Origin of the sequence: Pseudomonas sp. MWU16-30322 (genome assembly GCF_020515535.1) — a bacterium.
In the GTDB taxonomy this organism is placed as follows: domain Bacteria; phylum Pseudomonadota; class Gammaproteobacteria; order Pseudomonadales; family Pseudomonadaceae; genus Aquipseudomonas; species Aquipseudomonas fluorescens_H.
In genome coordinates, this window is sequence record NZ_JAIWYL010000001.1 from 572,132 (window position 1) to 586,289 (window position 14,158).

Genomic DNA, 14,158 nt, shown 5'->3' on the forward strand with positions numbered 1-14,158 from the left:
TTGATCACGTTGTCGCCTGTCATCCGCCGGCAGTCCCTGATCGCAGGGCTGCTGGCGCTGTTGCTGTTCATAGCCGGGGTTTACGGACAGGCTCCCATTGGCTTCGATTCACGGTTCGTACTGTTTGCCCAGGAAATGCTGAGACACGGGCCGACCGTATTCCCGACCACTTACGGTCAACCTTACGCCGACTATTCAGCGCTCTCGACACTGTTCATCTGGCTGTTGTCGTTGCCCTTCGGCGCGATCAACACCCTGACGGCATGGCTGCCAAGCGCTATTGCCGGCGGTGTGATCGTGACGTTGATGTATCGCTTGCTGGCGGTGCATTCGCAGCGTTGGGCCTTGATCAGCATTGCGCTGTTGATGCTCACCAGCACCTTCGTCACCGAAGTGCGCGCCGTGTCGCAAGACCTGATGCTCGCCGCCGTGGCGCTGTCGGTGTTTTACCTGGGCTACGCGCACGACCATTTCGGCTCGCGCCGTCGCTGGCCGCTGATCTTTATCCTGTTGTTGCTGGGCTTCGGTATTCGCGGGCCCATCGGCCTGGTGGTGCCGACCGGTATGCTCTGCAGTTACTACTTGCTCAACCGCGAGTGGAAACGGCTTTTCGTGTTCGGTGTGCTGGCGTCGATCCTGCTCGCTGCATGCGTCGGCCTGCTGTTGTGGCTGGCTAAACTCAGCGGTGGCGAGGCATTCCTTCAAGACGTGATCCGTATGCAGTTCATGGGGCGCATGGACGGCAGCGAAGGCGTCAGCGGTTCGCTGTATTACTTCACCAGCTCGATGGGCAATTACGCACTGGCGTATCCGCTGGCGATACTGGCGTTGGCCGCGACCTGGCTGAGCAAGCCGCATCAGCGCGGGCCGGCCTTGCGCCTGGTGCAATACTGCGCGGCCGCCGGACTGATCGTCATGGTCGGTCTGTCGATTCCACAGGCGAAGAAGGCGCGTTACCTGCTGCCGATGTTGCCGATGGCGGCGATCATCGCGGCGTACCCGTTCCAGGTGCTGCACGGTCGGGTGTTCCGCGTATTGCGTGGGGTAATTCAAGGAATCTGGCTGGTGACGCCAGGGTTGTTGATGGTGGCCCTGCTGGTTGCCAAACGCCGCTTTCCCGAGCAGCTCGACGGCATCACCCTGGTGCTGATCGTGCTCGGCGTTCTGCAATTGCTCGCGTTGTCGCGTCTGATGATCCCGCGCTGGCGTGCCGAAGTGCTGGCGCTGTGTTCGGTATTGGCGTTGTGGACGGTGTATGCCGCGGTGTTCGAACCGGTAGAGCGGCGCCTGTACGACACACAGGTGTTCAGTCGCGCCGCGTTCGCGCAAGTGCAGCAGAACCCGGCACCGCTGGTGCTGCACGGCATGGGCAAAGACGCCAAGGCGATCAAGTTCATGGTCAACGTCGAGCAGGATCTGCAACCGCAATTCACCGAAACAGTCCAGCAACTCGAAGCCCTCAAGGGCCCGGCCTGGCTGATGATGGACAGCAAGGACCTGCAATCGCTACAGGGCACCCCGCTGGCCGGCTTGCAACCGGTGGTCACGGGCAGTTTCGACAAGAACGATTACGTGCTGCTGTACCTGAAGCCCTTGTAGACCTTGTCGAAGGCTGCGATCTTCTGATTTTGGATCGCAGCCAGCGACAGCGCCTACAGGGATTTCTTGACCATGAGTTTTGTTGTACGCCGGGCGCGGCAGAATGATGCCGCCGCCCTCCCCGCCATCGAACGCTCGGCCGCCGAGCTGTTTCGCACAGATCCAACCCTCGCCTGGCTTGCCAATACCGACGTGGCAAGCGCCGCGCAACACCGCCAAGCCATCGACAATGCCCACGTCTGGGTCGCCGAAACCACCTCGGCGCAACTCGCAGGGTTTATCCGCGCGCTGGATTTCGACAACTTGCTGCACATTGAAGAACTGTCGGTCTGCCTCGCGTTTCAGGGACAGGGCGTGGGCCGTCAACTAGTGTTGGCCGCGATTGAACATGCCAGTCGTCAGCATATGCGCGCGGTGACCCTGACCACGTTTCGCGACGTGCCGTGGAATGCGCCGTTTTATCAGCGGATGGGGTTTGTGGAAGTCGCACCCGGTGAGCACGAAGCGCATTTGCTCGATGCTCTGCAGAAAGAAATCGAGCATGGCTTTGCCGCCGAACGCCGCTGCGCCATGCACCTGATATTGCCCTGACAGGACAAATCCCTTGTAGGAGCGAGCCTGCTCGCGATAGCGTCCTGTCAGTCAACTGCGTTGGCGCCTGACACTCGGTATTCGCGAGCAGGCTCGCTCCCACAAGGTTTCTCATCATAAAAATAAGGACATTTGCACTGCCGTGGCCACCTACTCCCGCCTGATCCGCCGACTGATGATCACCTCGCTGAGCATCGTCATCAGCCGTGCCCTGATCAGCCCGCTGCTGACCTTGTTTCTCAGCAACAAACTGGGCCTCAACCCACAGGATGTGGGTCTGCTGTTGGGCATCGCCGTGTTCAGTGCCACGCTGTTGTCGCTGTACGGCGGCTACATCATCGATCGCCTCGACAAGCGTCAGCTGTTGATCCTGACCATGCTTTCCAGCGGTGTCGGCCTGATGCTGCTGACCTTCGCGCAGAATCTGTACCTGGTCACGCTGGTGCTGATCATCAGTGAAACGGCGTCGGCGCTGTTCCTGATCTGCTCCAAAGCGATGCTCAGTGAAAACCTGGCGGTCGGCCAGCGGGTCAAGGCGTTTTCGCTGAACTACACGCTGACCAATATTGGCTACGCCGTGGGCCCGATGATCGGCGTGGTGATTGCCGGCGTTCAGCCTTCAGCGCCGTTTATTGTCGCGGGGCTGATTGCCGCCGGCAGCGTTTTCCTGCTGCTGGGCGTGTCCCGCGAGGCCAGTCCGCTGTCGCAGGCCAGCCAACCACAGAGTTTCCTGAACACCCTGATCATCCTGAAAAACGACCGCACGATGATCCTGTTCACCTTTGGTTGCCTGCTCAGCACGCTGGTTCACGGTCGCTTCACCTTGTACCTGTCGCAGTACCTGCTGGTGACCCACACGCAGGACCAGACACTCGACACCATGGCCGCCCTGCTCGCCTGCAACGCGATCACGGTGATCCTGCTGCAGTACCAGATCGGGCGATTCCTCAAACGTGAGCACCTGCGCTACTGGATTGCCGGCGGCACCGCGTTGTTCATCGTCGGTCTGATCGGCTTCAGCCTGGCCGACAGCCTGGTCGGCTGGTGCGTGGCGATGTTCATCTTCACCCTCGGCGAGATGATCATTTACCCGGCGGATTTCCTCTTCGTCGACACCCTGGCCCCGGAAGAACTGCGCGGCAGTTACTACGGTGCGCAGAACCTCGCGGCGTTAGGCGGCGCGCTGAGTCCAATGATGTGCGGGTTCCTGTTGATGCACACGCCGGCGCCGAGCATGTTCTACGCCTTGAGCGCCTTGGCTGCGCTGGGCGGGTATCTGTGTTTTGTCAGTGGACGCCGTGTGGCGACAATTCAAAAATAATGCACTGAAGCAGCATTTATATGAATTTGTCAGCATCGACTTTGCACGGCACACTGTGCGCGTTCCTCCCCCAATAGTTGGAACGCTTCGAGGACTTTCCGAAACGGACAAGTCCTTTTTTTTGCCCCGAATTTACCGCAAGGACCCGATGTACATGCTCGCTCGCTGGTTGCCCGCCGCCATCAACACTCGCCCCACCGAATGGAGCCGCGCCGCGATCGGCATGGCGCTGGGCACCTTGTTCAGCGTCTGGGCGTGCAGTCAGGTGTTCGGCATCGAGGTCGCGTATCACCTGATCGGGCCGTTGGGCGCCTCAGCGGTGTTGCTGTTTGCCGTCTCTTCGGGCGCCCTCGCTCAACCGTGGTCGATCATCGGCGGCTACCTGTGCGCCAGCGTTGTCGCGTTGCTGGTCGCCCACGTCCTCGGTCGCACCCTGGGCAGTGCCTGTCTGGCGGCGGGCATCGCGTTGATTCTGATGTGCTGGCTACGTTGCCTGCACCCACCGGCCGGCGCCCTGGCGCTGACCTTGGTGCTGGCCGATCCCGCCACCATCGCCATGGACTGGAAAGCCATGGAACCGGTGATGCTCGCCGCTGCGTGCATGCTGCTCAGCGCGCTGGCCTACAACAACCTGACGTGCATCCGCTACCCGAAACGCCCGGCCGAGCCTGCGCCGCTGCTGGCTCCCGTCGACAGCCAGTCAATTACCGCCGAAGATTTGAAACGGGCACTGGCCGACATGGAAGCCTTTATCGACGTCACCCCCGAAGACCTCGAACAATTGATTCATGCCAGCGAGCTGCATGCCAAACGCCGCAGCATCGGCGAAGTCTTCACCCGATAACCACCTGCATCATTGTGGCGAGGGAGCTTGCTCCCGCTCGGCTGCGCAGCAGTCGTAAACCCGCGGTGTCGGACCGCTTCGCAGCCCGGCGGGAGCAAGCTCCCTCGCCACAAAGGCAATCCTCAACCTGCTGCAAAAACGCAAACTCCCCCTGCACATATCCCGGTTGTACACGGCAAATTTGCACTGTTACGATCCGTCAACGCTCGCGCGCGAGCTTCTCGAATAAAGACAATAAAAGCAGGGAGTTAGTGATGACTGCTCAGGCTTCATCCCCGCGGACGCCGTCCATGGATGCCACACGAAACGAAGTGCTGGCCGAGGTTCGCAATCACATCGGTCACCTGACCCTCAACCGCCCCGCCGGTCTCAACGCCATCACCCTCGACATGGTTCGTCAGTTGCAGCAGCAACTCGATGCCTGGGCCACTGACACCAACGTGCGTGCCGTTGTTTTGCGCGGTGCCGGTGACAAGGCTTTCTGTGCCGGTGGCGATATCCGCTCGCTGTACGACAGCTTCAAAAGCGGCGACACGCTGCACGAAGATTTCTTCGTCGAGGAATACGCCCTCGACCTGACGATTCATCATTACCGCAAACCGGTGCTGGCCTTGATGGATGGTTTCGTCCTTGGCGGCGGCATGGGCCTGGTGCAGGGTGCGGATCTGCGGGTGGTCACCGAAAAGAGTCGTCTGGCGATGCCCGAAGTGGCGATCGGTTATTTCCCCGATGTCGGCGGCAGTTATTTCCTCTCGCGGATTCCCGGTGAACTGGGGATCTATCTGGGCGTCAGCGGTGTGCAGATTCGTGCGGCCGATGCGTTGTACTGCGGGCTGGCCGACTGGTTTGTCGACAGCAGCAAACTGGCGAGCCTCGACGAACAACTCGATCACCTGGAATGGCGCGATACGCCGCTCAAGGATCTGCAGAGCCTGCTCGCGAAAAATGGCGTGCAAACCCTGGCCGATGCACCGCTGGAGAAACTGCGCCCGGCTATCGACCATTTCTTCGCCCTGCCGGACGTGCCGAGCATTGTCGAGCAACTGCGCGCGGTCACCGTCGCCGACAGTCATGAGTGGGCAACCACCACCGCTGACCTGCTGGACACCCGCTCGCCACTGGCGATGGCCGTGACCCTGGAAATGCTCCGTCGCGGCCGGCACCTGAGCCTGGAACACTGTTTCGCCCTCGAACTGCATCTGGATCGCCAGTGGTTTGAACGCGGCGACCTGATCGAGGGCGTGCGCGCCCTGCTGATCGACAAGGACAAGACACCTCGCTGGAACCCGCCGACCCTTGCTGCGCTGGACGCCGGGCATGTCGCGAGTTTCTTTCACGGTTTTACTGAGAGCGGGAGCTGAGCCATGCACGATCTCGAACTGACTGAAGAACAAGTGATGATCCGCGACATGGCCCGGGACTTCGCCCGCGGCGAAATCGCGCCCCATGCGCAAGCCTGGGAAAAGGCCGGCTGGATCGACGACGCGCTGGTGGCGAAGATGGGCGAACTCGGTTTGCTCGGCATGGTGGTGCCCGAGGAATGGGGCGGCACCTACGTCGATTACGTGGCCTATGCGCTGGCGGTGGAAGAGATTTCTGCCGGCGACGGTGCCACCGGTGCCTTCATGAGCATTCACAACTCGGTGGGCTGCGGCCCGGTCATGAACTACGGCAGCGAAGCGCAGAAACAGACCTGGCTGGCGGATCTCGCCAGTGGCCAGACGATTGGCTGCTTCTGCCTCACCGAACCGCAGGCCGGCTCCGAGGCGCACAACCTGCGCACCCGTGCCGAACTGCGTGACGGCCAGTGGGTGATCAACGGCGCCAAGCAATTCGTCAGCAATGGCAAACGGGCGAAACTGGCGATCGTGTTTGCGGTGACCGACCCGGATCTGGGCAAGAAAGGCATTTCCGCGTTCCTGGTGCCCACCGATACTGCGGGTTTCATCGTCGATCGCACCGAACACAAGATGGGCATCCGCGCCTCCGACACCTGCGCGGTGACCCTGAACAATTGCAGCATTCCCGAGGCCAACCTGCTCGGCGAGCGCGGCAAGGGCCTGGCGATTGCCTTGTCCAACCTCGAAGGCGGCCGCATCGGCATCGCTGCGCAGGCCTTGGGCATCGCCCGGGCGGCGTTTGAAGCGGCGCTGGTTTACTCCCGCGACCGAATCCAGTTCGGCAAGCCGATCAATGAGCACCAGAGCATCGCCAACCTGCTGGCCGACATGCACATGCAAATCAACGCGGCGCGACTGATGATCCTGCACGCGGCGCGTCTGCGCACAGCGGGCAAGCCGTGCCTGTCGGAGGCGTCACAGGCCAAACTGTTCGCCTCGGAGATGGCCGAGAAGGTCTGCTCCTCGGCGATTCAGATTCATGGCGGGTATGGGTATCTGGAGGACTACCCGGTCGAGAAGTACTACCGCGATGCGCGGATTACCCAGATCTATGAAGGCTCGAGCGAGATTCAGCGGATGGTGATTGCTCGGGAATTGAAGAACTATCAGTTGTAACGCCAAAAGCTTCGCGAGCAAGCCCGCTCCCACATTGGATCTGCGTCGTACACAAATCCCATGTGGGAGCGGGCTTGCTCGCGAAGGCGTCAGTCAGGTCAGCGCATTATTTGCCCTGAAACTCCGGCGTCCGCTTGGCCACAAACGCCGCCATCCCTTCTTTCTGATCTTGGGTGGCAAACGCCGCATGGAACACCCGGCGCTCGAAGCGCACGCCTTCAGTCAGGTTGACCTCAAAGGCGCGGTTCACGCTTTCCTTGACCATCATCGCAATCGGCAGCGATTTGCTGGCGATCACCGCGGCCACTTTCAGCGCCTCGTCGAGCAATTCATCGCTCGGCACGATCCGCGCGACGATGCCGCAGCGCTCGGCTTCCACCGCATCGATCAGACGCCCGCTCAGGCACATTTCCATGGCCTTGGCCTTGCCCACGGCGCGGGTCAGGCGCTGGGTGCCGCCCATGCCCGGGAGCACGCCGAGGTTGATTTCCGGTTGGCCGAATTTGGCGTTGTCGCCGGCCAGAATGAAGTCGCACATCAGCGCCAGTTCGCAGCCGCCACCGAGGGCGAAGCCGTTGACCGCTGCGATGATCGGCTTGCGTCGATTGGCCACGCGGTCGCTGTCGCTGAACAGGTCGTCCATGTAGATCTGCGGATAGGTCAGTTCGGCCATTTCCTTGATGTCGGCGCCGGCGGCGAAAGCTTTCTTCGAACCGGTGATGACGATGCAACCGATATTGGTGTCGGCTTCCAGGCCGTCGAGGGCGTGGTTCACTTCGCTGACCAGCTGCGCGTTCAGGGCGTTCAGCGCCTGTGGTCGGTTCAGCGTGATCAGGCCGACGCGGCCGTGGTTTTCCAGCAGAATCGTTTCGTAAGTCATGGGCAAGATTCCTTGTCAGAGATTGCGCGAAATAACCATGCGCTGAATGTCGCTGGTGCCTTCGTAGATCTGGCAGACGCGCACGTCGCGGTAGATGCGTTCCAGCGGGAAGTCGTTGAGGTAACCGTAACCGCCCAGCGTCTGCAACGCCATCGAGCAGACCTTCTCGGCCATTTCCGAGGCGAACAGTTTGGCCATCGAAGCCTCGACCAGCGCCGGCTGACCGCTGTCACGCAGGGCGGCGGCGTAATGCACCATTTGCCGGGCAACGGCGATCTGCGTGGCCATGTCGGCGAGACGGAAGGCCACGGCCTGGTGCTCGATGATCGGTTTGCCGAAAGTGTCGCGCTCACGGGCGTAATCGCGGGCCGCTTCGAACGCGGCACGGGCCATGCCCACCGCTTGCGAAGCGATGCCGACGCGTCCGCCTTCGAGGTTGGCCAAGGCAATCTTGTAGCCTTCACCCTCCTCACCCAAGCGGTTGGCGACCGGCACTTTCACGTCTTCAAACAGAATCTGGCAGGTGTCCGAGGCATGCTGGCCGAGCTTGTCTTCGACCCGGGCGACTTTGTAGCCCGCAGAATCGGTCGGCACGATGAATGCCGTAATGCCGCGTTTGCCGGCACTCGGATCGGTCACCGCAAACACGATCACGATCCCCGCGTTCTGCCCGGAAGTGATGAACTGTTTGCAGCCGTTGAGCACGTAGTGATCGCCTTCGAGGCGCGCGCGGGTTTTCAGGCTGCTGGCATCGGAGCCGGCCTGCGGCTCGGTCAATGCGAACGCACCGAGCATCGCACCGCTGGCCAGCGGTTTGAGGAAGCGTTCGCGCTGATCGTCGTTGCCGAACTTGAGGATCGGCACGCAGCCCACCGAGTTGTGCACGCTCATGATGGTCGAGCAGGCGCCGTCGCCGGCGGCAATTTCTTCCAGGGCCATGGCGTAGGCCAGGTAGCCGGTATCACAACCGCCCCACTGCTCCGGCACCAGCATGCCGAAGAAGCCCAGCTCGGCCATCTCGCCGATGGCTTCCTTGGGGAAACGGTGCTCGCGATCCCACTCGGCGGCGAACGGTTTCAGTCGTTCCTCGGCGAACTGCCGGGCCATGTCGCGGATCTGGGATTGGTCTTCGTTGGGAATCATGGTGAATCCTTAATTCTGGTAACACCACCCGTTCATTGTGGGAGGGGGCTTGCTCCCGAAGAGGCCGGGTCAGTCAAATAACTTCTGAATGACACACCGCTTTCGGGAGCAAGCCCCCTCCCACAAGGACAGTCAGATGTTGGCTTCAGTAGACGCATTCCACGGCCATGGCCGTGGCTTCACCGCCGCCGATGCAAATCGCTGCGATCCCGCGTTTCAGGCCCTTCTGGCGCAGGGCCGAGAGCAAGGTCACCAGAATCCGCGCGCCCGAGGCACCGATCGGATGGCCCAGTGCGCAGGCGCCGCCATGCACGTTGAGCTTGTCGTGGGGGATTTCCAGATGGGTCATCGCCGCCATCGCCACCACGGCGAACGCTTCGTTGATCTCGAACAGATCGACCTCGTTCAGCGCCCAACCGGTCTTCTTCACCAGCTTCTTGATCGCGCCAATTGGTGCCACCGGGAACAAACCCGGAGTGTCGGCAAACGCCGCGTGGCCGTGAATCACCGCCAGTGGTTTCAGACCGAGTTTCTGTGCCTGCGACTGGCGCATCAGCACCAGTGCCGCCGCGCCGTCGGAGATCGAACTGGAGTTCGCCGCCGTCACCGTGCCGCCTTCGCGGAACGCCGGTTTCAGTGAGGCGACCTTGTCCAGTTTGGCTTTCGGCGGCTGCTCGTCGTTGCTGATCAGCAGCTGTTCTTTGCCGACGGTCACGGTCAGCGGGACGATCTCGGCCTTGAAGCTGCCGTCCTTGATCGCCTGCTGGGCGCGGGTGGTCGAAGCGATAGCAAAGGCGTCCTGGGCTTCGCGGCTGAAGTCGTTGGTTTCGGCGCAGTCTTCGGCGAAGGTGCCCATCAGACGGCCCTTGTCGTAGGCGTCTTCGAGGCCGTCGAGGAACATCGAGTCGAGCACCCGGCCATGGCCCATGCGGTAACCGGCGCGGGCACGATCCAGCAGATATGGCGAGTTGGACATGCTTTCCATGCCGCCGGCGATCACCACGTCGGCACTGCCGGCCAGCAGCATGTCGTGGGCGAGAATGGTGGTTTCCATGCCCGAGCCGCACATCTTGTTGACCGTGGTGCAACGGGTGGATTTATCCAGCCCGGCACCCAGTGCCGCCTGCCGCGCCGGCGCCTGACCGAGGCCAGCGGGCAATACGCAACCGAACAGCACTTCGTCGACCGCATCGCTGGTAACGCCTGCGCGTTCAACCGCAGCCTTGATCGCCGCAGCACCGAGTTGCGGCGCGGTGAGGCTTTTCAGTTCGCCCTGAAAACCGCCCATCGGGGTGCGGACGGCGCTGACGATGACAATTGGATCGTTGGAAAGGCTCATGACAAATCCTCCTTACTTGGCGGCCATGCGCAAGGCGCCGTCGAGACGGATCACCTCACCGTTGAGCATGCTGTTTTCGATGATATGCCGAACCAGCGCGGCATACTCGGCAGGTTTCCCGAGACGCGGCGGGAACGGTACGCCGGCGGCCAGCGACTCGCGCACTTCCGGGGTCATGCCGGCCATCATCGGGGTTTCGAAAATACCTGGAGCGATGGTCATCACGCGGATGCCGAAGCGCGCCAGTTCGCGGGCGGCCGGCAGGGTCAGGCTGGCGATCGCGCCTTTGGAGGCGGAGTACGCGGCCTGGCCGATCTGGCCGTCGAACGCTGCGACCGATGCGGTGTTGATGATCACCCCGCGCTCGCCGTCAGCATTCGCCTCGCTCTCGGCGATGGCCGCTGCGGCCAGACGCAGCATGTTGAAGCTGCCGATCAGGTTGACGTTGATCACTTGGGCAAAACTGGCCAGAGCATGCGGGCCGTTCTTGCCGAGGATCTTCTCGCCCCGGACGATGCCGGCGCAGTTGACCAGACCGTTAAGGCTGCCAAAGGCTTTGAGCGTGGCCTGCACGGCGGCTTCGGCAGCGGATTCATTGCTGATGTCGGCGACGACGCTTTGCGCGCCGAGGCGCTGGGCCTGCGCGGCAACGGCTTCTGCGTTCATGTCCACCAGCATCACTTTGGCGCCGGCGTTGACCAGCAACTCAGCGCTGGCTGCACCCAGGCCGGAGGCGCCGCCGGTGACGATAAAAACCTTGTTCTCGATCTGCATGACTGACTTCCTGATTCAAGCTGAAACGTTGTGCGCCGCGGCCTCTTGAGCCTTGGCGATTTCCTGGTTGCGCAAGATGAAGCGCTGCAATTTGCCGCTTGGGGTTTTCGGCAATTCGCTGACAAATTCGATTTCCCGCGGGTACGAATGCGCGGCCAGACGTTTGCGCACGTGTTGCCGCAACTCCTCGGCCAGCGCCGGTTCGGCGCGGTATTGCGGGTTGAGCACGACGAAGGCTTTGACCAGTTCGGTGCGCTCGGGGTCAGGCTTGCCGACCACGGCGGCTTCGACCACCGCCGGGTGTTCGATCAGCGCGCTTTCGACGTCGAACGGGCCGACGCGGTAGCCCGAGGTGGTGATCACGTCATCACTGCGACCGACAAAGCTGATGCTGCCGTCCGGGTTCCACTCCACGGTGTCGCCGCTGAGGTAGTAATCGCCGACGAAGGCTTTGGTTGTCACACCTTGGTAACCGCCGAACCAACACATCGGCGACTGTGTACGGTCGATGGCGAGGATGCCCGGCTGGCCGACGCCGAGTTCGTTGTAATTTTCGTCGAGCACCACGATGCGATGGCCCGGCGAGGCGAAACCGGCGGCGCCAAGGTGGATCGGGTGCTTCAGACCGTGGTGGTTGCACAGGACCATGCCCAGTTCGGTCTGGCCGTAATGATCGTGAATCACCACACCGAGGTTGTCGGCGAACCAGCGGATCACTTCCGGGTTGAGCGGCTCGCCGGCGCTGCTGACGATGCGCAGCTTGCCCTTGATCGACTTGGCGAACTCGTTGCCACCGGCAATCAGCAAGCGGTACGCGGTCGGCGAGCCGGTGAGATTGGTGATGCCGTATTTGTTGATCACCCGGCAGGTGCTTTCGAGGGTGAACGGGCCATCGTAAAAGGTGATCGGGTGCCCCATCGACATAGGGCCGGTGACGCCGAAATAGATGCCGTAGGCCCAGCCCGGATCGGCGACGTTCCAGAACGAATCTTCAGGACGCAGATCCACCGCGTCGCGGGTGTAGCTCTGGAACGCGACGATGGCCTTGAGCGGCACCGACAGTGCTTTCGACGGGCCGGTGGTGCCCGAGGTGAACATCAGCAGAAACGGGTCTTCGCCCGTCAGCAGTACCGGCTCGCAAACGCTGGAATAGTTGGCCAGCTCGGCCCAGAAACTGAAGTCGCCACGGACGATGCCCTGGCCCTTGGCGCCGCCGACGGTGACGATGGTCGGGCATTCGCTGACTTCAGCGAGTTTCGGCCGGTTGACCGCGTCGGTGACCACCACTTTGGCCGCGGAGCTGTTCAGCCGATGCTCGATGGCCTTGGGGCCAAACGCGGTGAACAGCGGCTGATACACCGCGCCGATGCGCCAGGTGGCGAATACGGTGATGAGCAATTCGATGTTGCGTGGCAGCAGGCCGGCGACCATGTCGCCCTTCTGCACGCCCTGGGCGAGAAGGAAATTGGCGAAACGCGCGGCTTTGTCCTGCAGTTCGCTGAAGGTGTACGTGGCACTCGCGCCGTCGCGGCCCTCCCAGAACAACGCAATGCGCCCCGGCAAGGCATGGCGGTCGCAACATTCGACGCAGGCGTTGAGCGCCTCCAGCGTGCCGCTGAGCGCAGCGTCCACGGTGTGCTGATAGTTGAACTGTTCGGTGGCAGACAAGTAATCGCGCATTGCCAGAATCCCTCTGTGTTTTTATTAGGCTGGGAACCGTAAACAACACAGGGATAGTCGCGCTGCGGCGCGGAGGCGGCAATGGTCAAAGCTGTCAATCTGGCTGATTGGTTTGGCCAAGATTCCAGAGAGGTGCCGCCTGGACTGGCGCCTTCGGGAACAAGCCCCCTCCCACAAGGGAATTGCATTGCAAAGGGAGGATCACTGTGAAAGCTGCAATCACAGAAGATTGCATTTCAAAGAATGCTCCACCTGCGAAAACCAGGAAGGCTGCAATCACAGGAAGAATGCATTTCAAATGTGGGAGGGGGCTTGCTCCCGAAGAGGCCCGATCAGGCGACTGACAATCCGGATCAGACGGCTTCGTTGAGGATCAGGGTGCGGTAATGCCCCGGATTCGACCCCGACCACTTGCGAAACGCCTTGTAGAACGAACTCGCATCGGCAAATCCCAGCCGCGTCGCGATTTCGACGAAGCTGATCGACGGCTCGGCCAGCCAGGTGATTGCCAGTTCCTTGCGCACGCTGTCCTTGAGCCCCTGATAGGTCTGCCCTTCTTCGGACAAACGCCGGCGCAGGGTCGAGGCGGACATGCACAGTTGTTGCGCCAGCGCCTCGGTCTCCGGCCACTGTTCGGCGGGTAGCTGCCGCAGATCCTGTTTGATTCGGCTGGCGAGGCTTTCCGGGTCGCGGTATTTCACCAGAATGTTCGCCGGCGCATGGGCCAGAAAGCGTTTAAGTTCTTCGGCCGTGCGCTTGATCGGCAGATCGAGACAGTCAGCAGCAAAGATCATCCGCGTGCGCGGACGGTCGAAGCGCAGGTTTTCCGAGAACATCACCCGGTAGTCGTCGCAGAAGTCCGGCTCGGCGCAGCGCAACTCGATCGCCAGAATCGGAATCCGCCGCCCCGCCAGCCAGCACGCCACGCCGTGGACGATCATCCAGTAAGTGAAATAGGTGAAGGCCCGGCGGGGTTCGGGGTCGTCTTCGAGCAGGACGATTTCCGCCAGACTTTGCTGATGCAGCAGTTGCGCCGGAATTTTTTCCAGCATCAGCGAGAGGAAGTTCAGCCCGCTGTTGAGCCCGGCGGCCAGCGTCGGTTGCGCCATGGCGCTGCGGCAAAGGAACTCAAGACTGCCGGACTTGAGCTTGCGCGGATCCATGCCGAAGAACTCGTCATCACCGCGCCGGGCCAGCAATCGCCAGAGTTTCGCGTATTGCGAGGCCGGCACCCGGCCCTGTTCGCTGTGCAGCAGGGCCGGAGCAATCCCGACCTTGTTCAAGACTTCATCCGTGGCCACGCCCGGGGCACAACTTTGCAGCAGCGCTTCACGCACCAGTTGAACAGCGATGGTGTCTTTTTCCGACATGGAGCGAGGCAGACCTTGTTGTTTTCGAGTGAGAGGCATCTTAACGCAGGATGCGAATTCAGCACGAATCCCCCTGTGGGAGCGGGCTTGCTCGCGAAGGC

Annotated in this window: 12 protein-coding genes; 6 read left to right on the top strand and 6 right to left on the bottom strand. The window is 61.7% G+C overall.

Annotated elements, in window-relative coordinates; translation table 11 throughout:
• The 6 genes from LCH64_RS02480 (at position 1) to LCH64_RS02505 (ending at position 6,871) form a co-directional block, all read left to right on the top strand.
• Positions 1 to 1,599, top strand: a complete 1,599-nt coding sequence (locus LCH64_RS02480) for a glycosyltransferase family 39 protein (RefSeq protein WP_226499383.1) — start codon at positions 1 to 3, stop codon at positions 1,597 to 1,599.
• A gap of 72 nt (positions 1,600 to 1,671) precedes the next feature.
• Positions 1,672 to 2,190 (top strand): GNAT family N-acetyltransferase, encoded by a 519-nt coding sequence (locus LCH64_RS02485; protein ID WP_226499384.1) that lies wholly within the window; start codon positions 1,672 to 1,674, stop codon positions 2,188 to 2,190.
• Between the two features lie 142 nt (positions 2,191 to 2,332).
• Positions 2,333 to 3,511 carry an MFS transporter gene (locus tag LCH64_RS02490; RefSeq protein WP_226499385.1) on the top strand — a complete coding sequence of 393 codons (1,179 nt, stop codon included), beginning with the start codon at positions 2,333 to 2,335 and terminating at the stop codon, positions 3,509 to 3,511.
• 154 nt (positions 3,512 to 3,665) lie between these two features.
• Entirely contained in the window at positions 3,666 to 4,355 is a 690-nt protein-coding gene (locus LCH64_RS02495) for an HPP family protein (RefSeq protein ID WP_226499386.1), read from the top strand.
• A 254-nt stretch (positions 4,356 to 4,609) separates the two neighbouring features.
• Complete coding sequence (locus LCH64_RS02500) at positions 4,610 to 5,716, top strand: enoyl-CoA hydratase/isomerase family protein (RefSeq protein ID WP_226499387.1); 1,107 nt, start codon at positions 4,610 to 4,612, stop codon at positions 5,714 to 5,716.
• 3 nt (positions 5,717 to 5,719) lie between these two features.
• Positions 5,720 to 6,871: an acyl-CoA dehydrogenase family protein gene (locus LCH64_RS02505; RefSeq protein ID WP_103483377.1), complete on the top strand. Its 1,152-nt coding sequence runs from the start codon at positions 5,720 to 5,722 to the stop codon at positions 6,869 to 6,871.
• A 106-nt stretch (positions 6,872 to 6,977) separates the two neighbouring features.
• Here the strand turns inward: LCH64_RS02505 and LCH64_RS02510 are convergent, their stop codons facing one another.
• The 6 genes from LCH64_RS02510 to LCH64_RS02535 all read right to left on the bottom strand — a co-directional run bounded on the left by LCH64_RS02510 (position 6,978) and on the right by LCH64_RS02535 (position 14,057).
• A complete protein-coding gene (locus LCH64_RS02510) occupies positions 6,978 to 7,751 on the bottom strand; it encodes an enoyl-CoA hydratase (RefSeq protein WP_226499388.1) in 774 nt (257 codons plus the stop codon).
• Positions 7,752 to 7,766: 15 nt separating this feature from the next.
• Positions 7,767 to 8,894 (bottom strand): acyl-CoA dehydrogenase, encoded by a 1,128-nt coding sequence (locus LCH64_RS02515; protein ID WP_103483375.1) that lies wholly within the window; start codon positions 8,892 to 8,894, stop codon positions 7,767 to 7,769.
• Between the two features lie 145 nt (positions 8,895 to 9,039).
• Positions 9,040 to 10,233, bottom strand: coding sequence for an acetyl-CoA C-acyltransferase (locus LCH64_RS02520; protein ID WP_226499389.1), 1,194 nt, complete (start codon positions 10,231 to 10,233; stop codon positions 9,040 to 9,042).
• A gap of 12 nt (positions 10,234 to 10,245) precedes the next feature.
• Entirely contained in the window at positions 10,246 to 11,007 is a 762-nt protein-coding gene (locus LCH64_RS02525) for an SDR family NAD(P)-dependent oxidoreductase (protein ID WP_226499390.1), read from the bottom strand.
• Positions 11,008 to 11,022: 15 nt separating this feature from the next.
• Positions 11,023 to 12,687 carry an AMP-binding protein gene (locus LCH64_RS02530; RefSeq protein WP_226499391.1) on the bottom strand — a complete coding sequence of 555 codons (1,665 nt, stop codon included), beginning with the start codon at positions 12,685 to 12,687 and terminating at the stop codon, positions 11,023 to 11,025.
• Between the two features lie 353 nt (positions 12,688 to 13,040).
• Positions 13,041 to 14,057, bottom strand: coding sequence for an AraC family transcriptional regulator (locus tag LCH64_RS02535; protein ID WP_103520937.1), 1,017 nt, complete (start codon positions 14,055 to 14,057; stop codon positions 13,041 to 13,043).
• Between the last annotated feature and the right edge of the window lie 101 nt (positions 14,058 to 14,158).